General features: G+C 39.9%; 22 protein-coding genes, 1 tRNA gene and 2 pseudogenes. 11 read left to right on the plus strand and 14 right to left on the minus strand.

Features of this window, described 5'->3' with window-relative positions; genetic code table 11:
* The first annotated feature begins 167 nt into the window (after positions 1-167).
* From rpsB to ACP69Y_RS08215, 3 genes and pseudogenes are all read left to right on the plus strand, one after another.
* On the plus strand, positions 168-917 hold the full coding sequence (rpsB, locus tag ACP69Y_RS08205) for a 30S ribosomal protein S2 (protein WP_131213551.1): 750 nt from the start codon (positions 168-170) through the stop codon (positions 915-917).
* A gap of 140 nt (positions 918-1,057) precedes the next feature.
* Positions 1,058-1,933 carry a translation elongation factor Ts gene (tsf, locus tag ACP69Y_RS08210; protein WP_131213548.1) on the plus strand — a complete coding sequence of 292 codons (876 nt, stop codon included), beginning with the start codon at positions 1,058-1,060 and terminating at the stop codon, positions 1,931-1,933.
* Between the two features lie 103 nt (positions 1,934-2,036).
* Positions 2,037-2,570: pseudogene (locus ACP69Y_RS08215) on the plus strand (DUF3465 domain-containing protein).
* 33 nt (positions 2,571-2,603) lie between these two features.
* On the opposite strand, the gene ACP69Y_RS08220 reads toward ACP69Y_RS08215, so the two are convergent.
* The 8 genes from ACP69Y_RS08220 to ACP69Y_RS08255 form a co-directional block, all read right to left on the minus strand.
* Entirely contained in the window at positions 2,604-3,059 is a 456-nt protein-coding gene (locus tag ACP69Y_RS08220; RefSeq protein WP_425917759.1) for a DUF962 domain-containing protein, read from the minus strand.
* A 157-nt stretch (positions 3,060-3,216) separates the two neighbouring features.
* On the minus strand, positions 3,217-5,025 hold the full coding sequence (locus tag ACP69Y_RS08225) for an amidohydrolase (RefSeq protein WP_425917761.1): 1,809 nt from the start codon (positions 5,023-5,025) through the stop codon (positions 3,217-3,219).
* A 137-nt stretch (positions 5,026-5,162) separates the two neighbouring features.
* Positions 5,163-5,771, minus strand: coding sequence for a septal ring lytic transglycosylase RlpA family protein (locus tag ACP69Y_RS08230; protein ID WP_425917763.1), 609 nt, complete (start codon positions 5,769-5,771; stop codon positions 5,163-5,165).
* A 286-nt stretch (positions 5,772-6,057) separates the two neighbouring features.
* Positions 6,058-7,059, minus strand: coding sequence for a lytic murein transglycosylase B (mltB, locus tag ACP69Y_RS08235; RefSeq protein ID WP_425917765.1), 1,002 nt, complete (start codon positions 7,057-7,059; stop codon positions 6,058-6,060).
* 711 nt (positions 7,060-7,770) lie between these two features.
* The gene (locus ACP69Y_RS08240) at positions 7,771-8,421 is read right to left on the minus strand and encodes a hypothetical protein (protein ID WP_425917767.1); all 651 of its coding nucleotides are present in this window, start codon (positions 8,419-8,421) and stop codon (positions 7,771-7,773) included.
* A gap of 26 nt (positions 8,422-8,447) precedes the next feature.
* The gene (queF, locus tag ACP69Y_RS08245) at positions 8,448-9,263 is read right to left on the minus strand and encodes an NADPH-dependent 7-cyano-7-deazaguanine reductase QueF (RefSeq protein WP_425917769.1); all 816 of its coding nucleotides are present in this window, start codon (positions 9,261-9,263) and stop codon (positions 8,448-8,450) included.
* A complete protein-coding gene (locus ACP69Y_RS08250; RefSeq protein ID WP_425917771.1) occupies positions 9,263-10,036 on the minus strand; it encodes an ABC transporter permease in 774 nt (257 codons plus the stop codon). The genes queF and ACP69Y_RS08250 overlap by 1 nt, the downstream gene beginning before the upstream one ends.
* Complete coding sequence (locus tag ACP69Y_RS08255) at positions 10,033-10,968, minus strand: ABC transporter ATP-binding protein (protein ID WP_425917773.1); 936 nt, start codon at positions 10,966-10,968, stop codon at positions 10,033-10,035. The genes ACP69Y_RS08250 and ACP69Y_RS08255 overlap by 4 nt, the downstream gene beginning before the upstream one ends.
* A gap of 178 nt (positions 10,969-11,146) precedes the next feature.
* On the opposite strand from ACP69Y_RS08255, the gene ACP69Y_RS08260 reads away from it, so the two are divergent.
* A tRNA-Arg gene (locus tag ACP69Y_RS08260) sits at positions 11,147-11,222 on the plus strand.
* An 81-nt stretch (positions 11,223-11,303) separates the two neighbouring features.
* Here ACP69Y_RS08260 and ACP69Y_RS08265 read toward each other — a convergent pair.
* From ACP69Y_RS08265 to ACP69Y_RS08290, 6 genes are read right to left on the minus strand one after another with little or no spacing between them, the layout of a single operon-like run.
* A complete protein-coding gene (locus ACP69Y_RS08265; RefSeq protein WP_425917775.1) occupies positions 11,304-11,570 on the minus strand; it encodes a hypothetical protein in 267 nt (88 codons plus the stop codon).
* Complete coding sequence (locus tag ACP69Y_RS08270; RefSeq protein ID WP_425917777.1) at positions 11,570-11,950, minus strand: hypothetical protein; 381 nt, start codon at positions 11,948-11,950, stop codon at positions 11,570-11,572. The genes ACP69Y_RS08265 and ACP69Y_RS08270 overlap by 1 nt, the downstream gene beginning before the upstream one ends.
* Positions 11,947-12,153: a hypothetical protein gene (locus ACP69Y_RS08275; RefSeq protein WP_425917779.1), complete on the minus strand. Its 207-nt coding sequence runs from the start codon at positions 12,151-12,153 to the stop codon at positions 11,947-11,949. The genes ACP69Y_RS08270 and ACP69Y_RS08275 overlap by 4 nt, the downstream gene beginning before the upstream one ends.
* Positions 12,153-12,986 (minus strand): DNA adenine methylase, encoded by an 834-nt coding sequence (locus ACP69Y_RS08280; RefSeq protein WP_425917781.1) that lies wholly within the window; start codon positions 12,984-12,986, stop codon positions 12,153-12,155. Before ACP69Y_RS08280 ends, ACP69Y_RS08275 begins: the two co-directional genes overlap by 1 nt.
* Positions 12,983-13,270 (minus strand): hypothetical protein, encoded by a 288-nt coding sequence (locus ACP69Y_RS08285; protein WP_425917783.1) that lies wholly within the window; start codon positions 13,268-13,270, stop codon positions 12,983-12,985. The genes ACP69Y_RS08280 and ACP69Y_RS08285 overlap by 4 nt, the downstream gene beginning before the upstream one ends.
* A 45-nt stretch (positions 13,271-13,315) precedes the next feature.
* Positions 13,316-13,654 carry a hypothetical protein gene (locus ACP69Y_RS08290; protein WP_425917785.1) on the minus strand — a complete coding sequence of 113 codons (339 nt, stop codon included), beginning with the start codon at positions 13,652-13,654 and terminating at the stop codon, positions 13,316-13,318.
* A 26-nt stretch (positions 13,655-13,680) separates the two neighbouring features.
* Here ACP69Y_RS08290 and ACP69Y_RS08295 point away from each other — a divergent pair, with 26 nt between their 5' ends.
* From ACP69Y_RS08295 to terL, 7 genes and pseudogenes are all read left to right on the plus strand, one after another.
* Positions 13,681-15,357, plus strand: coding sequence for a hypothetical protein (locus ACP69Y_RS08295; RefSeq protein WP_425917786.1), 1,677 nt, complete (start codon positions 13,681-13,683; stop codon positions 15,355-15,357).
* 126 nt (positions 15,358-15,483) lie between these two features.
* Positions 15,484-15,681 (plus strand): annotated as a pseudogene (locus ACP69Y_RS08300) (helix-turn-helix transcriptional regulator); the annotation flags it as partial.
* 298 nt (positions 15,682-15,979) lie between these two features.
* Complete coding sequence (locus ACP69Y_RS08305; protein WP_425917788.1) at positions 15,980-16,348, plus strand: hypothetical protein; 369 nt, start codon at positions 15,980-15,982, stop codon at positions 16,346-16,348.
* Between the two features lie 58 nt (positions 16,349-16,406).
* Entirely contained in the window at positions 16,407-18,944 is a 2,538-nt protein-coding gene (locus ACP69Y_RS08310; protein WP_425917790.1) for a hypothetical protein, read from the plus strand.
* A complete protein-coding gene (locus tag ACP69Y_RS08315; RefSeq protein ID WP_425917792.1) occupies positions 18,941-19,237 on the plus strand; it encodes a hypothetical protein in 297 nt (98 codons plus the stop codon). The genes ACP69Y_RS08310 and ACP69Y_RS08315 overlap by 4 nt, the downstream gene beginning before the upstream one ends.
* Positions 19,238-19,301: 64 nt before the next feature.
* Positions 19,302-19,640, plus strand: coding sequence for a hypothetical protein (locus ACP69Y_RS08320; RefSeq protein ID WP_425917794.1), 339 nt, complete (start codon positions 19,302-19,304; stop codon positions 19,638-19,640).
* A 3-nt stretch (positions 19,641-19,643) separates the two neighbouring features.
* Positions 19,644-21,290: a phage terminase large subunit gene (terL, locus tag ACP69Y_RS08325; protein ID WP_425917796.1), complete on the plus strand. Its 1,647-nt coding sequence runs from the start codon at positions 19,644-19,646 to the stop codon at positions 21,288-21,290.
* Positions 21,291-21,299: the final 9 nt, after the last annotated feature.

Raw genomic sequence — 21,299 nt, forward strand, 5'->3', positions numbered from 1 at the left:
ATAAATAGCCGCCCATTTTATCAAATGCTTTTTCGTGAATAAATTTCACGGGCTTTGTTGGATGGGGCAACAAAATCCGCACATATATCGACACATTTCTCTGGGTGCCTTTCGAGGTGGAGAATGCGGATATATGGAGGCCTAACCCAAACTTTAAGGTAAAGAAAATGGCAGATTACAACGTAAGCATGCGCGACCTTCTTCAAGCTGGCGCGCACTTTGGTCACCAAACTCGTTTCTGGAATCCAAAGATGCGTGAATACATCTTTGGTGCGCGTAACAAAATTCACATCATCAACCTTGAACATACTGTTCCTGCGTTAAATGATGCTTTGAACTTTGTTAACAATCTTGCTAGCAAAAAGAACAAAGTATTGTTCGTTGGTACTAAACGCGCTGCATCTAACATCATCCGTGAACAAGCGCAACGCGCTGGTCAACCATATGTTGATCACCGTTGGTTAGGTGGTATGTTGACGAACTGGAAAACTCTTCGTCAATCAATCAACCGTTTAAAAGACCTTCAAACTCAATCTCAAGACGGTACTTTCCTTAAGCTTACTAAACGTGAAGCTTTAGAGCGTACTCGTGAGATGGAAAAACTTGAACGTGCTTTAGGCGGCGTTAAAAACATGGGTGGTTTACCTGACGCATTATTCGTAATTGACGTTGACCACGAATCAATCGCGATTAAAGAAGCTAAAAACCTTGGTATTCCTGTAATCGGTATCGTTGATACAAACTCTAACCCAGATAACGTAGATTACGTTATTCCTGGTAACGACGATGCGATCCGTGCAGTTACTTTGTATGCTTCTGCTATGGCTGATGCGATTCTTGCTGGTAAAGAATATGCTCAATCACAAGCAAATGCTCAAGCAAAAGGCGAAGAAGCTAAAGAAGCTCCTGAGGCTTAATGCGTTTGACGCAAGCTTGTCATTTTTGCGACATGTGATGGTGGCAATGTAAGCGTCATGTATGCAGACGGCCCATGGGAGACCTATGGGCCGTTTCTGTTAAAAAAGAATTCATTTTCTACCGAATCTAGGAGATTGACATGACTGCAGTTACAGCAAGCATGGTTAAAGAATTGCGCGACCGTACTGGTTTGGCAATGATGGAATGTAAAAAAGCATTAACAGAATCGAATGGTGATGTTGAATTAGCGATTGATAACCTTCGCAAATCTGGTCAGGCAAAAGCAGCTAAAAAAGCGGGTAACATTGCTGCTGATGGCGCGATCACGATTGCTCAAGAAGGCAATAAAGCGCTTCTTTTAGAAGTAAACTGCCAAACTGACTTCGTTGCTAAAGACGAAAACTTTGCTGGTTTCTCTGCTAAAGTTGCTGCTGCTGCGCTTGCTGCTGGCGAGACTGATGCTGCTAAAATTGCTGAATTGAAACTTGAAGATGGCCAAACTGTTGAAGAAGCGCGTATTGCTCTTGTTCAAAAAATCGGTGAAAACATCCAAGTACGTCGTGCGAAAATTGTTGAAGGCGAAAACCTTGCAGTTTACAAACACGGTTTAAAAATCGGTGTTGTTGTGTCTTACACAGGTGATGCTGCGACTGGTAAAGGTATTGCAATGCACGTTGCTGCGTTCAATCCGGTTGCTGTAAATGCTGAAGGCGTATCTGCTGATCTTATCGCTAAAGAAAAAGAAATTGCTGAAGCGAAAGCAGTAGAATCTGGTAAACCAGCGAATATCGTTGAAAAAATGGTGACTGGTTCAGTTGAGAAATACTTAAACGAAGTTGTACTTGAGCGTCAAATGTACGTAATCGACAACGACAAGAAAGTTGCTGACGTTCTTAAATCAACTGCTACTACAGTTGCTCAATTCGTTCGCTTTGAAGTAGGTGAAGGTATTGAGAAGAAAGCAGAAATGAGCTTCGCTGAAGAAGTTGCTGCTGCTCAAGCTGCTGCAAAATAATTTTTGCCTTTAAGTAAAGATGTTTTGTGAAAAAAGCCCCATTTGGGGCTTTTTTTATGAAGATGGTTTTTGTGAAGATCATTAAACTTTGAGGAACAACATGATGGCAAATAAAACCAATCTGGGGATTGGCGCAGTTGTTATTGTCTTAATAGCCGCATATTTTGGAATTGATTTACAAGAGCAGCAGAACTCTTTTAATCAATCGCTCAGCAATTCAAAACCACCCACTGAAATTTTCTCGAAAACCGAATCTCAGAAAGCCCCTTTAGAATCGAAATCATTCAATTTGCTCACTCAAAATGATGATGAAAAAATTCAACAGGCATTTCGAGAACAAAAAAGTGATATTTAAGTCCAGTCCAGTGGGCAAGTGAAAGCTATTTTGCGGGATGACAATGACGGTTCACGTCATCAAAAATTCATTCTGGAGTTGGGCAATAGGCAAACGGTTTTAGTTGCGCATAATATTGACTTAAGCTCACGCCTAGATGACTTGGAAAAGGGTGAAATTGTCCAGTTTTATGGTGAATATGAATACAGTCAGCAAGGTGGGGTAATTCACTGGACTCATCATGATCCCCAGAAAACTCATGCCGATGGTTGGTTAAAGTATAAAGGAAGAACCTATCAATAAAGGTTCTTCGAAAGGCTAAAATGATAAGGGTGTTTAAATCGCTATCAGCTGCGATTTTTGGCGTTTTCTCCATTTAGGTATCAATTTACCTAAATAGGCATCCATACACCATACTGGGCCAATGAGGAGGAATTGGAGGTCTTTAAAGAAAGAAGGCTTTTTACCTTCAATTTTATGCCCGTAAAACTGTCCAATCCAGGCCAAAACAAAAACTGCGATATAAAAACCGGTACCCACAGGTAAGATAAAAATAAGCCACGCCATGACAAAAAGCAGAGCTGCCATTGCAACAGTAAGTACCAGATCAAGGCGCGCATAAAAAATAAAAGTTAATACTAATATCAGGGCGGTAAGTAACGCACTGAAATGAGCAAGAATTCCAATGATTGAAAAAAGGATTGCAGGCACACAGACCCAATGAATGGCTTTGTTGGTTTTGTCTTGATGGCTGTCACTATATTCATCTAGCCATTCGGTTATTGTTTTCATTCTCCACTCCAGCGGGATTTAAGTTTCACAGACTTATTTTTATTCAAATTAAATATAAACCAGAACGAGGGAAGGGTCAAAGTGGTCGGTAGCTTAGTCTCGTTCGCTTTAAATAAACAGAATATGCGGTTAAATCTGAAACCGTATACCAGATGTGTCATGGGGATTTAAGCTCTATATTTTGTAATCGGGGATTTTGATAAATCTGCTGACCTTCCTTGTAAGTTGCGAGTATTTTTATATCTTTAATTTTATTGCTCGGAACAGCCAGAGGGTTGTCGCTCAGGATTACAAAGTCAGCCAGTTTTCCTTTCGTTAGAGTTCCTTTGCTATTTTCTTCAAAATATTGATAAGCCGCCCAGTCGGTGAGCGACTTTAAGGCAATATAAGGGCTGACGCGTTGTTCAGCACCCAGTATTTTGCCGCTGCGTGTAACGCGGTTTACAGTGGTATCCAGCGTCATCATGCTATGAGGTGGAATAACTGGCGCATCATGATGTTCGGTAAACAAAATGCCTTTGCGTAAAGCAGAACCTGTTGGCGAAATACGATTTGCCTGTTCTATGCCCAGTGTTTCTTCTCTGTGCCAGTCGCCCCAATAATAAGTATGTAATGAAAAGAAAGATGGAATGAGCTCGAGAGATTTAGCTTTGTCTAACTGATCTTCACGCATAGTTTGTGCATGGATAATGACATTGCGTCGGTCTAATTTTGGATAGTGCTTGGTTGCAGTATCAATATCATTTAAATATTGGTCAATTGCAGCATCACCATTGGCATGGGCCAGTATTTGCCATTTGTGTTCAAAGGCTAAATTAATGGCATCCTGTAAGATTTTATTGTCAGGAAAGGCTGGGTAGCCTGAATAATTTTTAGCTTTCCCTTCTGGTGGAATTAAATAGGGTTGAGTCAGCCAAGCCGTTTTGCCTTGAGGTGAGCCATCCAAACTTATTTTAACGCCACCTATGCGAAAATGATGATCATAGTCGCGACTCGTCCCATGCTTAAGCATGTATTCTTTTTCATTAATGATGTCGGGGTAGGACACCAGATCAATCGGTAGTTTTTCTTGTTTGGCTAAATTTCGCCATAATTCACTGGTTCCTGCATCCGCACGACCTTCCTGAACGGTTGTGTAACCATTTTGGACATACGTCTGAATAGCCGTGAGCGCCATTTTTTCCATAACATCGGGTGGGACATTTTTAAAAGCTTGCATCATGGCACTAAAAACAACACTTTCTTCAAGCACACCATTTGGCTCCATGGAATTGTTCATCCGACGAATTACGCCACCGGATGGATTGGGTGTTTTTGCATTGATATTGAGTATTTCTAAAGCTTTATGATTGACCGATGCTAGATGTCCAGATTGATGCAAGATTAAGACTGGTTGATCTTTAGAGATCTGATCCAGGTCTGTTGTTATAGGATGGCGTTTTTCTTTGAGTTGAGCATCATCATAACCGTTGCCCATAATCCAGCCTGATGACTGAATAAATTCGGGGTTTTGCTGCTGCCAGCTTTTCATGGCAACAATGAGCGAGTTGATATCGGTCACCGCTCCTTCTGGGGGAGAATAAAGATTCGCAACCGTTTGTTGTAAGCCTACACTGTTGACATGGCTATGTGCATCGATGATACCGGGGATGACCGTGCGCTGTTCTAAGTTGAGCTGCTGTGCTTGAGGGGCAATTTTGCGTGCCTGTTCAAGTTTTCCACTAAACTGGATATGACCTGCTTGAATCAGTAATGCTTCGACATAGGTCGGTTGCATTCCCTCCATGGTCAAAATGGGACCGCCATAAACCAAGAGAGTATTAGACGCTTTTTCTTGAACAGGTTTATGTTGTGCTGTAGGTAAGCTTGAACATGCAACAAGCAAAGTGAGGGGGAGTGAAGAAATGATGCATTTGGCTATCAAGTGAGGTGTATGGCGCTTTTGGGTTTTCAGTAATATGTTCATCCTCGACCCTTATCATTATTAATATGCTGCATTTATTAAACACTAAGAGGAGGTTTAAAACAAAGTTTTTTCAGGCATAAAAAAAAGCCACATTACGTGGCCCTTTAAGTCAAATATATTAGGAGCTGAGCATCATCTTATGAGTTTGGACCATCAACACGTTCAATATTTACTTTCGCAGTACCTGCATTAGTAATACCTAACTGTTTCGCAGCGCCATAAGACAAGTCTAGAACTCGGTTGCCATGGAATGGACCGCGATCATTTACTTTTACGACAACACTCTTGCCATTGGTTTTATTGGTTACGCGAATATAGCAGTTCAATGGCAGGCTACGGTGAGCTGCAGTCAGACCATTCATATCGAATGTTTCACCACTTGCTGTTTTACGACCATGAAACTGGCGACCGTACCAAGATGCTGCACCTGTTTGACTAAATTTACGAACTGTATTCGATGCAACAGTGTTTAGCTTTTCAATCACTGAAGGCTCGTCTTCAGGAATTTCAATTTTTGCTGCAATTGTTTGACGACGGATCTTATCGCCAGAACGCTCAGTGATTGAAAGACTATTTAAATTTGAGAAGTGTGAATTGAAATTTTGAGCGTCTTTATTTAGCACACGTGTGGCTAAGCGAGAGTTGTCATTATCTGTATTAAATGATGACTGAACCAATTCTGCTTGAGACTGACTCAGGGCAAAAGTGGTAGTTAAAGCTAAAATATATTTAACCGATGAATGCATTATTAAACCCCTAAAGACCATTGACTTAATTTCATTTAAAAACTTGAAATATTTGCAAATCGGTCTGTTAATTCTCTTTTGCAACTACATTTGACGAGATGGATAATATTCATGCCATGCTAAAGCTGTCTACTCTTTAATTGAAAATATTACAAAAAGGACAGAAATATAACGTTTTTAGGTTAAAAAATAATCAATATTGTAACATTTTGTTGGGAATGCCTGTTTTGTGCGCTATTTTGTAAAATAAAATCTTGACTTTGGTAATTTTTGGTAAAAGCCAGTCTTAACGACTGGCGATTTCGGTGCCTAATTGCCACACTGCCGTGGCATACATGCGACTCTTGTTATAGGTCGTAATTACTTGAAAATTAGGATAAGTTATATAATAAATTGGTGCATAACTATCTTGAAGCTGAATAATATTCACCATATCCAGGTCATCTATTTTTACTATAGGATTTATTGGTGTAACGCCTTGATTCTTTAAAACTCCATAAGGGGTAGGTTGTTCTAAATCTTTAGCGATAATCGATTCTAAATTATTTCCTGTATAGCGTGCCGCAAAGCCGATAGGTTGATTGCGTTGCCAGCCATGTTGAGCCAAATAATTGGCAATGGAACCAATTGCATCTACCGCAGAATTTCTAAGATCAATATGTCCGTCAGCATCATAGTCAACCCCTAGCTTGGGAATGTTACTTGGCATAAATTGAGGGTAGCCGATTGCACCTGCATAAGAACCTGTTACTGAATTAGTTGGAACACCGTCTTTATATGACCATGCAATCAGTGCAGAGAGTTCATCCTGAAAATATTGTGCACGGCGCTCATAACCAAAACCTAAAGTTGCCAAGGCATCACGGGTGACGAAATTGCCCTTATTGGCACCGAAACCGGTTTCCACTCCTAAAACGCCTAAAATCACTGATTGAGGCACACCAAATTGTTGTTCAGCACGGTTTAAAGTATCGGCATATTGATTTTTAAAACGAATCCCGCGCTGAATGGTGCTTTCAGCCATAAAATTGGTTTTATATTGGTACCAAGGCTTACTTTCACCAGGGCGATTCATGATATTGATAATATTGGGAAGGTTTTTTGAGCCATTCATGGCCCAATCAACTTGCTCTGCACTTAAGCCGTAGGTCTGCATGGTTTTTTGTTTAAAGCTGTTATAAGAAGGGTGATTATAAAAATCATTGGCTTGGCAGAAACTGGTGATACAAAGTGCACCGATAAGTAAAGGAAGACGTTTAATTTTGTTATAAAAGTTGATATTTAACATATTACTCAAAGTTCCAAAAACATAATCAGTGTGTGTAAATTGACATCACAACGCTAAAAGTAGGCATTACAAATATAATGACTGAAAATCCATTTCATGAAAGGTAACGGAATTTTCTTGGTCGTTAAGATAGCATTGACTAGAGCTATATCAACAAGTACATATACAAAAAAAGACAAAGATCGTGAGTCTAAACGTAATTTCACATATATGAGACCAGTTCTGTTGCCTGTAGTTTGCTTTTGTAGATAGAAGGACAAAATAAAAAGCAGCCGATTACTTTAGCCAATCGAGCAGGATATTTTGCATCCGTTGCAATGATAAGGTCTATCTAAGTTAAGGGTAAGAAATTTAACCGCGATTGTACTTTCTTAAGCAGTGTTTGATTGGAAAAGCATCAGAATATATGGTCCGATTAGATTGGTACTTGTTGCGAACAAATGATCCGATATTTATCTATGACGCAAAATCATATTCTCTCATTGCTTTATATCGAAATGATTTGCATAAAAATGTAGGGGGGAAGAGGATTGTCTTTTTTCTGCAATTAACGTAAGACATAATGAATCTGTAATGCTTGACCAAAATAAATATCCATAAAAGTGGTAGTGATTTACTTATTTTACTCAATGTGTGATAGCAAAATTTTGCCATAAAAAAACCTAGCCATAGCTAGGTTTTAGATCATTTTAAAATGCTTAAGGATAAAATTTAAACATGAAATAAGGTGTCGTGGTATTCTGCAAGTGCTCGAAGCTCGGCTTTATTGAGATTTGGAATGATTTTATCCACTGCAATATGGACTGCTTTAGTCACTGCAGCAGAACCAAGATCTGCAGCCTTACGCTTGATCATGCCTAAGTCGAGGGTCTTATTAAAGTCGCTCATAAAATGACGCACGGTGGCTTCAGCAAATTGTTTATACGATTCAGTGAGCGCCGCTTTATTGACTTCATTACCTGCTTTAATTTCCGCATAACTATGCTTAAGATTGGTTACCAAACTTGCATCTAAATGTTCGCCTACGCGGAAATTGCCTTCCGCATCTTTAAATAAGCTTTTTTCAGAAAATTCAATCGATTGCTTAACCACATCATTTGAAGATTTACTCATCAACTGTTTCAATAAAACAGCAACAGTTGATTTGATATAGCCCGCAAGTTTTTCAGCCGTATCGCGCTTATCACTGGCTGGAAAACGACGCACAAGCTCGGTCAAAATAGCATCAATGATTTCTTCATTAATCAGTAAAGCTGTTTTGTCGCGTAAAGGATAAAGCGGTTCGCTGGAATTTTTCTTTTCCTGAGCGGTTTGAATACTGCTTAATAATTCTGCAGAAGGAATAAACCCAAAAAATGGCATGTTAAAAAACCTCAATGTTCTTCATTTTATTGTCGCGCCAAACGAATGGGGCGAGGCATCCATGTTGCATCCGAGACACGGCAAGGATTAATGTCTAATCCACCACGACGTGTATAAGTTGCATAGACCATCAGTTTTTCTGGAGCAAGGTTTTGCCAGATGTCGGCAAACATCTGTTCCACACATTGTTCATGGAAACCATTATGCTGACGGTAAGAAATAATATAAGCTAAAATACTGCGATAACAAGGTTTTTTACCCCGATATCGAATAAAAACCGTGCCCCAATCGGGCTGTCCTGTGACTGGACAGTTACTGCGCAGTAAATGTGAATACAGTTGTACTTCAACCTGTTCGCTATTTTCTGGGTCTAATCTTAATAAACTTGCATCTGGATGGTTCTCTAAGCGCTCAGGGCTTAAATCATCAATACATAGACCTTCCGGTTTGGAAATATCCAGATCATCGGCCTGGAATAAAGTCAGGCTGGTCGGCGCACCTGCCGCTGCGGATAAATCTTTTTCAACGGTCTCAATAAAACTATCTTTTGAATCGAATTTGGTAAAGTTCATACTATTAAAGTACAGCTTTAATGATTTTGATTCAATCAGGTTCGGTGAAGATGCCGGCAAGGTAATACGGCCAATAGCCACCTGAGGAATGCCCGCTGCATTTAACCAGGAAATTTCAAAAACATGCCACCAGTCTTGACCTTGTTGAATGCCTTCAACATGGGCATATTTTTCACGCGCTTGCGCACGTGCAATTGGAAACAGAATATCGGGTTGATATTCTGTTGGATAATTGGTGTCTTTACCTAATAAAGAAAGTTCTACACTCATTATTCACGCATTCCTGAACCACGAGAAAGTAAATAGTAAGCTACGCCGTAAAGTGCCACACAACACAAGGTGATGATGCTTAATGAAACAGAAACATTGACATCACTATGACCTAAAATGCCGAAACGGAAAGCATTGACCATATATACGATCGGGTTAATTAAAGAGAGATTTTGCCAAAATGGGCTTAAAGCACTAATGGCATAGAATACACCACCTAAATAGGTGAGTGGAGTCAGTACAAAGGTTGGAATAATTGAAATATCGTCAAAAGATTTCGCATAAACCGCATTAATCAGACCACCGAGTGAAAATAATAATGAGGTAATCAAAACGGTATATATAGTCACAAACCAGTTGGTGATATATAAGTCGGTAAAGAACATGCTCATGGCGGTCACGATAATACCGACCAGGACGCCACGACACACACCACCAATCACATAACCCCAAAGAATCATATGCAGTGGCACAGGACTCATGATCAGTTCTTCAATACTCTTTTGAAATTTGGCACTAAAAAAACTGGAAGATACGTTGGCATAGCTATTGGTAATTACTGCCATCATAATCAGGCCGGGCACAATAAACTGCATATAGCTAAAGCCGCCCATTTGACCAATGCGTGATCCGACCAAATTACCAAAAATCACGAAGTACAAACTCATGGTGATGGCAGGTGGTAACAGGGTTTGTGGCCAAATGCGCATAAAACGACGCACTTCTTTATGCACAAGGGTATACAGCGCAACACTGAGTTGATTAACGTTCATTGCGCAGCTCCATCAAGATTTTTTTCGACCATTTTCACAAACAGTTCTTCTAAGCGATTTGATTTATTACGCATACTGCGGACTTGAATGCCTTGGGCTTCCATAAGCTGGAACAATTCATTCACGGTATGTGCCTTGTCCATGGTAACTTCTAAAGTGACAGGATCGATTAAATTAAAACGCACACCAATAATTTCAATATGAATTGGTTGAATCGGTTCAACTAAGTCGAAAATAAAGGATTCTTCACTTAGCTGATTTAAGAAAGATTTCATGCTGGTGTCTTCTTTAATCACACCGCGGTCAATAATGGCAATGCGACGACAGAGCATTTCAGCTTCTTCTAAATAATGTGTGGTTAGAATAATAGAAGTGCCTTGTTCATTCATTTCAGTGAGGAAGTCCCACATTGAACGGCGTAATTCAATGTCTACACCTGCAGTCGGTTCATCCAGAATCAATAGTTTTGGTTGATGCATCATGGCACGGGCAATCATCAAACGGCGTTTCATCCCACCAGATAGCATACGGGCTTGAATGGCACTTTTATCCCAAAGACCGAGTTTTTCTAAATATTGTTCAGCACGTTGTTCGGCAATTTTTTTTGGAATGCCGTAATAACCGGCTTGAGTGACTAAAATATCAAAGGTTTTTTCAAACTGACCAAAGTTAAATTCTTGCGGTACAACGCCTAAGCATTGTTTAGCTTCAGATGGATGCGTGTCCAGATTATGGCCAAAAATTTCAACAGTACCTGATGTTTTTTTAGTGAGTGAACTAATGATACTGATAGTGGTTGATTTACCTGCGCCATTGGGTCCGAGGAGTGCATAAAACTCACCTTCAGGTACAGTTAAATTGATACCTTTCAGTGCTTGAAAACCATTTCGGTAAGTTTTAGATACGTCTCTCAAGGTCAATGCATCAGTCATGAAGTTCTCACATGGTGAATAGTATGAGTATTGTGAGTGATCTTGGCTAATAAACCAAGTAAATAAGGAGGAATTCTATGTTGCAATTATGGAACATTGTTTAAAGTCTGAGCACTAAAAATGAAGTCTTCTATATAGTTGCTTTACCTTATGGTTTTTTTTGTTATGATGTGCACGCGCGCTCATAGCTCAACTGGATAGAGTACAGGTCTCCGAAGCCTGTGGCGTGGGTTCGAGTCCCGCTGAGCGCACCACTACTACTTATAAAATCAATAACTTATCATACATTTGGCGTAATTTTGGCGTAATCCATATTTTAACCAAGAAAAACCCCGCTATATTTTGCGGGGTCTGCCTACTGCTTTTTTCAAATCTTCCGGCCTTTCACTTAGCCAATCAGATAATTTTTTTAAGTTCCATCTTCGGCCTTTTACAGTTTCAGTAATGTACTTTGGTTTCGGAAATCCTTTTAAGCAAATAATAGATGCTTTGAAATATCCTTTCTCATAACTTAAAAATTCTGCCGCCTGATCATCTGTCAACCAAATGTCTGAAGGTGGCAGGGCAACAATAAAGTTACCCATGTTTGCCATTGCTGTCATCACAATCCCTCCAATTTCTTATCTGCTTCAAGGCAGCTTTCAACATCAGCGATGGCTTGTTTAAATCGTTCTAGTTTTTCACCAACCAACTCATGATTGCCGTGCATATCCAAATACATTCTTGCTCCCTCAAAACCAAGCTTATCGCCATCGTAGTCATCACGCCAACTTTCAGGCATGCGCCATACAATGACCAACTCATGACTTTCAACAAGGCGTTTTAAGTGATTCAGACCGATATGTTTTTTCCCAACAAGTCGACTGCCATTCGAATATTTAATACCAATGAAATCAAATGATGCTGCACCTTCAGGAGCATGATCAAGAATCTGCTTTGCTCGAACGATCCCAAACTTTTTCACAAATTCAGTAGCATTCATGAAACCTCTCCCAAACTCTGCAAAATAGTAAAAGGCAACTTCACATCAACGCCTTTCACTTCATTCCGCACTACATAATCATTAAAAACTTCATACGCCAAATCTACTTCTTTACTATTCAACTCAATGCCAGTACCGCCAATTTTTCGAGCTGCTAAAGATTCAATGAGGTCTTTGGCTTGTTCTAGTTTTTGATTAACCATTAAGCCACACCTCCAAATAAGTCATGTTGTTGAGCAGCTGGATTTATCCATAAGCATTCAATCCGTGTATCAGTGCCGCGACCAGATGAAATTCGAGCTTTGGTATCAACACGTTTCCAATCTTTTAATACATCGGCATAAAGTTCGCTTGGGTAACCAGAAAGCATCACCATTCCCTCTAGCTCGAGTAATGTATTCAGTAATTCAAGATGAGCTTTATCATCCATTTCATGTCTATAAATCCGTCCGGCCTTAGCACCTGAATAACGTGTTTCATGAACATAAGGTGGATCTACATAATGCAAAGTGGTGGATGCATCATGATCTTTTAAAACTTGAATAGCAGGGCGGTTTTCAATTAAAACACCACTAAGGCGCTGCCCAATAAAGCCTAGATGTTCAGGATAATTTACCCATAGTGATTGAGCGGTTCCGTATTGCCGTTTTGTATCTATGCGAAAACCGGTAATACCTTTTGTAGCACCTGCAGAACCAAAACCCATTTGTGCACGAATGATTGTTCGTCTCGCTTGTTCTACTTCCGTTGTGGCCACACTCCAAGCATTTTCAAATTCTTCACGGCTATATGGTGTTAAGACAAGCTGTTCAATTAACTGATCCCGTTGTTCTGGATCTCGTAATACCTTAAATAGATTTACGATTTCACCATCAAGATCGTTATATACCTCAGCATAAGCACGTGGCTTTTGAAGAAGAATTCCAGCTGCTCCACCAAATGTTTCGGTATAGCAGATATGATTTGGCATTTGAGCAATAACCCAATGAGCTAAACGGAATTTTCCACCGTGGTACCGGATTAATGGATGATTCATCCCTTTTGCTCCTGTGATTCAATCATCTCGTCAATGACTTCCTCAACAAAATCTAGCCCCATCAACTGACCAAAAATTTTATCGTTGTAACCTTCTTCATGCAGAACATTGTTAAGACGGTCGTAATGATTTTCCATGGTTGTTTTTAACTTCGATACAAACCCTTCCTGCGCCAAAACAAAACCTTCTTGCTTAATTGCTTCCAGTACTGCGTCAGCTTGATCTTCTGTAAATTCTGAAAAATTTTCATGCAGTGCCTTAACGATAATTTCTTTAGCTTTCATATCTTTCACCAGTGGCCGCACCGGTTAGGGTGCGACCTTATCTAATTAGTCTTGTAATTCCGATTCACGAAGTTGAGCTTCTTTATCGATACGTTCACGATCTGCGTCAGATAGTTCATCAAATGCTGGGTCTGCATATTCAGCGTTAATATCATCTTGAGACTTGGCGTTTTGAATTCGCTTGATCACAGCATCGACATATGAGACTTCTTCAACACCTGCAAACATGTCTTGCTGATTTTCTAAGAACTTTTTGCGTGCTGCATAATCGGCAAGGACTTCACCCATGTCGTCATTGGTTAGCTTCAACTTGTAATCACGAACGGTTGCAGCAATTTCTTTTAATGCTTCAACGCTAGGCGCACTGGCGATTTGATTTTTCAATCCATTTTTAGCCATTTGGCTTTTGATTGGATCGGCAACTGAAGGCTGTTTTTGTTGCTGTACGGGATCGGCTCGGTGGCGGTAATCGCAATAATCCAGATGAACAAATTCGTGTTGGATTACTTCATATTAAAGAGGCTAACTCTTATATTGCTAAGAAAATGGGTCGTGAGCCGGTAGCGCATGAACAATATTTAGGGCACTTACTTGGGCCAGCTGGGGCGGTGTATGTTTTAAAGGCAGATCCCAATGCACGGCTGATCGATGTCGTACGTAAATACGATTCTAAGCATGCTGATGCGATTGTGAATAATAATCGCATGGCTGGCATGACCGTTGGACAAGCCATATCCAAGTGGGAACAAAAATGGAATAAGGTGAGTGCACGTTATGGCGGTAATGGCTCCGAACGAGTAAGCACCGCCTATGATGCTAAAGGCAGTGAATATGAGTTATTGACCGATGTGGCAGATTTGTCAGACCTAATAGCATCCAATGAAATTAATGGCACGCTTAATTCAATGTATCCACAGGAGCTACAGCCAAGAGATAGATCAAGTGCAGCATCTCAATTACAGATTGACAGCATAGCCAATAATTTACGTTCTGAATTACTTGGAAATAGTCATCGTGTATCAGATGGTGCGCCAATCATCGGTATGGATAATGTTATTGAATCAGGCAATGGCCGCACATTAGCAATCAGTAAGGCATATGAGGCAGGAAAGGCAGATGATTACCGTGCTTTTGTAGAGCAATATGCACAGGAACATGGGATTGATATTTCAGGGATGAAGCGCCCCATCCTGACTAGAAAGCGATTGACAGATACAGATCGTGTGGAATTCACACGTGCAGCTAATCAGCCTGATGTTGCAGGTTATAGCGCAACCGAGAAGGCACGTAATGATGTGCTGCCTGATACAGGCTTACTTAAATTCAATCAAGATGGAAACATTAATTATGATCAGTCAAATGATTTTGTTAAGCAGTTCATTCAAAGCATTCCTGAGGCTGAGCGCGTAAACCTTATTACAGCAGACCGCCAATTAAGCCAAGATGGTAAACGCCGCATTGAATCTGCTGTCACACATAAGGCTTATGGTGATTCAAAGCTTGTTGCGCGTTTGGCTGAAAATATCGACGATGACAGCAAGAATGTCCTGAGTGCCTTGCTTCGTGCAGCCCCACAACTGGCACAGCTTGGTGATTTGGTTAAACAAGGCGGGCGGCATAATAATACGATTGCGAAAGATTTAGCGCAGGCAGCTCAAAAATTCAGTGATTTAAAAGCGAAGGGGCAAGCTGTGCCCGATTATTTGAATCAAGGTCAGCTCATCGATGACGGATTGAGTAGTGGTGCGAAAGGCTTTTTAAGCGTATTTGATAGCAATAAGCGTAGTGCTAAAGCCATTTCAGACAATATTCAAGATGAGATCAATCGAATCGAGGAGATGGGAGATCCGCGTCAAGGTTCTTTATTCGGCGATACACCCGATCAAATTGCAGCAATGGAAATTATTAGGAATAATCCAAATATGGAATTTGCAACACTTATTGAGGATGTGGCTGGAAATGAAATTGAAGTATCAACAACATCATCGGGAATTTTAGAGCAACTGCAAAGAGATGCTGAAATGGCAGAGATGGACATTGCTGCCTCACAAGCTGCTATTAGTTGCTTCTTGCAGTATGGGACGTAAATTATTCTAAAATATTAAAAATAAGATCGATAGCGGAATTCCGCTATCGATACTCAGATAAAACTATTGCTACATAGCCTTAATTGGTATTTAATATATTTAAATATGTATAAATATGGCTGTAAAATGCGTGAAATAACACCTATTCGAATTCAGTTTAATACTGTGTGCAAAATGTTAGACATGACACGTGGGTCATTGCGACATCTAGTTCAAAAGGACCTTACATTCCCTCGCCCAATGAAAATGGGAGATTCTAAGCAATCACCTATTTTTTTTGATTATCAAGAAATTATTGATTGGCACAATCAGCAAAAAGAGGCTCAGTTAATTAAAAAACAAAAGGCAAAACGTGAGCTTATGGATAACCTTAATGCTTTTGCCGATAAACATGGTTTCGATATAAAAGCCATAGAAAAAAAGAATAGGGATAAGGCAGCTCAAATATTTCATTTTGTTGTTAATTGTCCCTGTTCTGATTTCACTGTAGATGATATTGAAGAAATCCTGAATAGGGATGAGTAACACACTAAGTAGAAAGAATACCTATACAGGAATTCCTGTATTATTTTTTAAGTTTTTTACTCGATAAAAATCGGGTATTTTGAATCAGGGTGTCAAAATGCTATTAGATGAAATACAAGAAGCAAAAGAAAAATATTTAAGTTTTGTAAAACCAAAATATATCGAGCTATATGGTGAATTAGAGCCAGATATACTGTTTATTGGTAAATCTTTGCTTGAGCATGGTTTTGGTGAAATTAAATCAGGAATTAATGCTCAGGTTGTATTTGTTGATGATTATGATCATATAGCTTGGCACAAAAAGAGCCAGATAGATAATCTAATAAGAAACGGCAAAGATGGTTCAGAAGATATTGGCCTTGCTTATTATGAAAATGATGAAGATCGTGGCGATCCGAGAAAATACATATTTAGCGATGTTCTTTGTGATTTTGAGATTAAAGCCTATATAGAGCAAAGTATATAACACAACAAACCTATTCTTAATGAATGCTCAGATGATGAAAATTATTTGAGCATTTTTTATGAAAGACCAATGCAAATCAGCCGTAGCCAAAGCACTCGGCAAAGACTCATTAAACCAACAAGAAGCAGCTAAGATTGAGCAGCGCGTAACAAAAGCAATGACTAATCTGGCTCGTCAAGATGTTGATAAATGGCGCAATATGAGTAAGGTTGATCGCCTAACCGCAGCAAGTGAGCAGGTGGCAAAAGATATTCAAGGTGACTTAGCAAGAAAAAAACAAATCTTAGCAAAAGATATTATTGCTCAAAATAACAATATGGAGATTTTAAGAAATTCCGAACTGCCCGCCAATCAATCATTAGATCGTCTTATTGCAGCCAATGGTGATATGTCTGGGATTACTTCACTCAACAGCGAGTACAAGGCCATCAAGGTTGAGGGTCAACGCCATATGTGGAATTTCTACACAAAAATAAAAGGCGGCTTAGGGATGTGGACAGATAAAAAACTAATGAAAGACGTTGTTCGTGAGCGCTTTGGGGAAGCCACAAACAACCATATTGCTAAACAAATATCTGATGAGCTTGGGACGATGTATGAGGGCTATCGAACTCGATTTAACTCTGCGGGTGGAAATATTGGTAATTTAGGTGATGATTTTGGTCTTACCACCATATGGCATGGCGACAAATTAAAGGATGCTGGAGTTCAGCAGTGGTTGGATGATGCGCTTAACAATATTGATCGATCGAAGTATGTAGATACTGATGGCAGCCCATTAACTAACGATCAGATAAAAAATCTCATCAGCCACTCATACGATTCAATCACAACTGATGGATTGAATACTTTAAATATTGGCGAGGTACGTCAGGGTAGTGGTAAAGCTACAAATCGCATGAGTCAATCACGCGTATTGCATTGGAAAAATGCAGATGCATGGCTTGAGATGCAGCAAAAATATGGCGCATTGCCATTTGTTGATTTAATCGATTCACATATTGACACGATGGCAAAAAATATTGCGCTAGTTGAAAAGTTTGGAAGTAATCCAAATCGTGCTTTTGATATTTTGTCACAGGAAGCCAAGCGCATCGATGGAGAAAATGGAATAAAAACCAATATTTTAACAGATGGTATTAGGCGCGCTAATACCATGTATGACGTATTCGCACACAGGAACATGAATAATGGGAGTGAGGTGTGGAGTGCGCTTGGTGTAGCTTACAGAGCTTGGAATATATCAACTATGCTTGGTTCGGCATTATTTGCAAACCTATCAGATATCGCACCAATGATAAAGCTAGCAAGAATGCATAATTTATCTGTTACTAAACTTATTGGGAATCTAGCAAGTGAACTAAACCCACTCAATCAAACTGATAAAGAAATATCATTCAGTCTTGGAATTGCTGTAGATGAAATTACATCATCACTTGGGCGGTTTGCTTCAGAAGACTTAACCAGTGTATATGATCGTGCCAGTCAACTTGCGCGCGTTTCTAATACAGCTGCATCCACTGTAATGCGAGCCTCACTGTTAAATGCTTGGACACGCGCCACAAAGAGTGCGTGGTCAAAGCTACTTATGAATAAATATGCAAACTTATCAAAAGAGAAGAAATGGGGGCAATTGGATGCAGAAGATCAATCCTTTTTAAAGAGTGTCGGCTTGGATGAGCGCACATGGGAGGTAATGAGCTTATCTGAGCCAGTGAAAGATGGAGCTGGGCATAGCCTATTAGCAACTCAATCAATTTTAAATATTCCAGATGATCAGTTAAAGCACTTGGGTGATCCATCTGAAGTTAAAAATCAGGCAGTAAAAAAATATTACTCTCATGTATTAGATGAACAGGGCTTTGCTGTAATTGAAGCCGGACTTCGTGAGCGAACAAAACTCCATGGAAAAACCCATGGCGGGAGTCTTGCTGGATTTGTATCTAGGGGTATAACGCAATTCAAATCATTTCCAGTCACATTCCTTATGCGTCATGGTACGCGGGCACTGCGCGATGGAGTGGCATCTACAACACCATTTACATATATGATTCCCCTTGCTATGGGAATGAGCGCAATGGGTGCCTTGTCATTGCAGCTCGGTGAGATTGCAAATGGTAATAATCCTTTAGCCATGTGGGATGAGGATGATCCAGATGTAGCTTTAAGTTTTATGACAAAATCTATGATGAAAGGTGGTGGTATGACTTTACTAGGAGATATTGTTGTTGCTGGTGCCGATAGCTCTGGTCGAGATTCTAGGAATTTCTTATTAGGCCCGTTGGGCGGTGACATGGTTAAACTTGCATCATTGACCAGTGGTACAGCCAATCAAATTTTAAATGGCAAGGACGTAACAAGCAAAACTAACCAAATGTACATGCTGGCAAAATCAAAAATACCTGGTCAAAATTTATGGTACACAAAAACTGCCATGAATCGCTTAATGTTTGATGATATTCAAAATATGATTGCACCAGACTACCAACAAAAGTATAAAAGAAAGATGCAAAAACAAGGACGTAGCCAATGGTGGGAAAGTGGTGAGGGCCTTGACGGTTTAAATCCAATTGATTTTGAAGGGGTGGTAGAGTGAAAATAATTTGTATTGGGTTGATTTTATTGTTTACTGGATGTGCAACCTTAAATAATGGAGCAATGAATAAAATTCAAATAATTTCATCAAGTAGTGAATTGATCAATGGTTGCAAAAAATTAGGTCCAATTCATGTTGATATTCAATCTTTGAGTTTCAACAAGGTGGCAAGTGATGAATTAATAAAACAAGCATCCAGTTATGGTGCCGATACCATTGCTATTATTAATCGTCAAAATTTAGCTTTAGGACACGTGATTGTTGATGCTACAGCTCTAAAGTGCTACGGCTAACAACTTCACCCAACAAACCTCCACCCGATCCCCCGTATAAGTGATTTATACGGGGGATTTTTATATGTCAGACGAAAAGAAAGACGGTTTATTGAAACCTGAAACGATTCAAAAACTTGAATTGTGCATGGAAATGGCGGCAACAGATGCAGTTGGTTTAATCACTGAAGGTTACGGTCAGGATATTTTTTCCAAAGAAGGGCGAGGCGATAAGGTTTGGTTTTATAAGGGGGCAAAAGAAGCCTTAACCAATGTCGAAAAACTTAAAAACCTTCTGCAAGATCATTACGCATTTAAGGGTGATCCTGATTCACGCAAGAAGTCACCAGAAGCAGCTGCAGCAGAAATACTTAAAAGTGTAGCCGAGAAATTAGACGAACGTAAAAAACAACGTCCGAGCTAATCAATGATTAAGGTCGGCTTTGCTGCGTTCTATCTGGTGTATGCGGAAACGCTAAACTGGACAGTTCCCGATTTCCATTTAGATGTCTGTGATTTCCTAGAAGATTACGGCACGCTTGGATTATTGATGATGCCGCGTGGTCATGGCAAATCAACGATTCTGGACATCTATAACGCATGGAAGTTATACAACAATCCTGATCATTTAATTTTACACCAGGGCGCAACAGATCCTGATGCATATAAAGTCAGTCGTGGTACTGAACAGGTACTTGAACGCCATCCATTATGTGTACTTTTTGGTATTAAAAAAGCACGTGGTGAGACACAGAAATGGTGGGTGACTGGTTCTGTAGATGTTCGTCACGGTTCTATTCATGCACGAGGCATTCTTTCCAACGTAACCGGTTCACGTGCCAATGAGATCCAAAACGATGACGTGGAAGTACCAAGCAATATTGGTACACCTGAAGCACGTGAAAAACTACGTTATAGACTTTCCGAACAAACACACATTCTTATACCTGGTGGACAAAAGCTATTTGTTGGCACACCACATACCCATGATTCCCTCTATACGCACATTCAGAAACTAGGTGCTAAATGTTTGGTGCTCAAAATGTTTGAAAATGAAAAGCGGTTTGAAAAAGTATGCGATGCAATTGTTGATTTTGATCCTTGTTATATTTTTAGCGGTATTGGTACTACATCAAGATTGCTTAAAGAAGGCATTGATTATCAGTGGATGCAACAAGGAAGCATCTATAGGATTGTATTCAAAGAAACTCATTACTTAATTGATATTTATAGCGAGGCATTGTGGCCTGAACGATTTACTGCAGAAGTAATGGAAGAGCGTCGCAAAGAATGCCGCACGATCAACGAATGGGATTCACAGTATCAATTGCATGCCAAGCCTACAGGCAATGTACGTCTTGATCCCGACAAGATGATTCCTTACGACTGTGAACCAGTTTTAAGACGTGCCAATGGTAAATACCTCATGATGATTGGTGAGCGTCAAGTTGTTGGTATGACAGCACGATGGGACCCATCATCGGGTAAATTAAAATCGGACATTTCATCGGTAGCTTTAGTGCTGCATGATGACTTTGGTGTGAAGTACTGGCACAGATCTATTGCCTTAACAGGGGAAGTGATTACGGTTGATGAGCAAGGAAATGTATGTGGTGGACAGGTTTGGCAATTATGTGACCTGATTGAAGAATTCCACATTCCTAAAATAACCATTGAAACCAATGGTATTGGTAATTTCGCACCAGCATCTTTAAAAGCAGCACTTAAAAAGCGTCGCATACGTTGTGGTGTTGCCGAGATTCACTCTACAGGTCAGAAAAACAAACGTATTTTGGATGCTTTGGAAGGGCCTTTAGTATCAGGCTTATTGTGGGTGCATGTGTCTGTAGTGGATACAAATGAGGGAGAAAACACATCACTGCAATACAAAAAAATGCGTATGTTTAATCCGGCTGCTACTGATCAAGAAGATGATGAACTAGATTCATTGGCAGGTGCTGTCACTGATTCACCGGAACGCATCGGTAAAATACACAGACAAAATGAAGCGAATGAATCGCCTAATTGGAGGACAAACGGTGGCGTGCATGAAGCCGCCTTAGACTTCGATTAGGGGATTAAT

This window comes from Acinetobacter sp. TSRC1-2 (assembly GCF_049895885.1).
Classification (GTDB): domain Bacteria; phylum Pseudomonadota; class Gammaproteobacteria; order Pseudomonadales; family Moraxellaceae; genus Acinetobacter.

Excerpts from the sequence above, each read along its gene's own strand:
- ACP69Y_RS08275 (WP_425917779.1), bottom strand. The coding sequence starts at position 12,153 with ATGGTTAATCAAAAACTAGAACAAGCCAAAGACCTCATTGAATCTTTA.
- ACP69Y_RS08220 (WP_425917759.1), bottom strand. The coding sequence starts at position 3,059 with ATGAAAACAATAACCGAATGGCTAGATGAATATAGTGACAGCCATCAA.
- rpsB (WP_131213551.1), top strand. The coding sequence starts at position 168 with ATGGCAGATTACAACGTAAGCATGCGCGACCTTCTTCAAGCTGGCGCG.
- queF (WP_425917769.1), bottom strand. The coding sequence starts at position 9,263 with ATGAGTGTAGAACTTTCTTTATTAGGTAAAGACACCAATTATCCAACA.
- ACP69Y_RS08250 (WP_425917771.1), bottom strand. The coding sequence starts at position 10,036 with ATGAACGTTAATCAACTCAGTGTTGCGCTGTATACCCTTGTGCATAAA.
- ACP69Y_RS08225 (WP_425917761.1), bottom strand. The coding sequence starts at position 5,025 with ATGAACATATTACTGAAAACCCAAAAGCGCCATACACCTCACTTGATA.
- ACP69Y_RS08255 (WP_425917773.1), bottom strand. The coding sequence starts at position 10,968 with ATGACTGATGCATTGACCTTGAGAGACGTATCTAAAACTTACCGAAAT.
- ACP69Y_RS08305 (WP_425917788.1), top strand. The coding sequence starts at position 15,980 with ATGCTATTAGATGAAATACAAGAAGCAAAAGAAAAATATTTAAGTTTT.
- ACP69Y_RS08320 (WP_425917794.1), top strand. The coding sequence starts at position 19,302 with ATGTCAGACGAAAAGAAAGACGGTTTATTGAAACCTGAAACGATTCAA.
- mltB (WP_425917765.1), bottom strand. The coding sequence starts at position 7,059 with ATGTTAAATATCAACTTTTATAACAAAATTAAACGTCTTCCTTTACTT.
- tsf (WP_131213548.1), top strand. The coding sequence starts at position 1,058 with ATGACTGCAGTTACAGCAAGCATGGTTAAAGAATTGCGCGACCGTACT.
- ACP69Y_RS08265 (WP_425917775.1), bottom strand. The coding sequence starts at position 11,570 with ATGACAGCAATGGCAAACATGGGTAACTTTATTGTTGCCCTGCCACCT.
- ACP69Y_RS08230 (WP_425917763.1), bottom strand. The coding sequence starts at position 5,771 with ATGCATTCATCGGTTAAATATATTTTAGCTTTAACTACCACTTTTGCC.
- ACP69Y_RS08280 (WP_425917781.1), bottom strand. The coding sequence starts at position 12,986 with ATGAATCATCCATTAATCCGGTACCACGGTGGAAAATTCCGTTTAGCT.
- terL (WP_425917796.1), top strand. The coding sequence starts at position 19,644 with ATGATTAAGGTCGGCTTTGCTGCGTTCTATCTGGTGTATGCGGAAACG.
- ACP69Y_RS08285 (WP_425917783.1), bottom strand. The coding sequence starts at position 13,270 with ATGAAAGCTAAAGAAATTATCGTTAAGGCACTGCATGAAAATTTTTCA.
- ACP69Y_RS08310 (WP_425917790.1), top strand. The coding sequence starts at position 16,407 with ATGAAAGACCAATGCAAATCAGCCGTAGCCAAAGCACTCGGCAAAGAC.
- ACP69Y_RS08240 (WP_425917767.1), bottom strand. The coding sequence starts at position 8,421 with ATGCCATTTTTTGGGTTTATTCCTTCTGCAGAATTATTAAGCAGTATT.
- ACP69Y_RS08270 (WP_425917777.1), bottom strand. The coding sequence starts at position 11,950 with ATGAATGCTACTGAATTTGTGAAAAAGTTTGGGATCGTTCGAGCAAAG.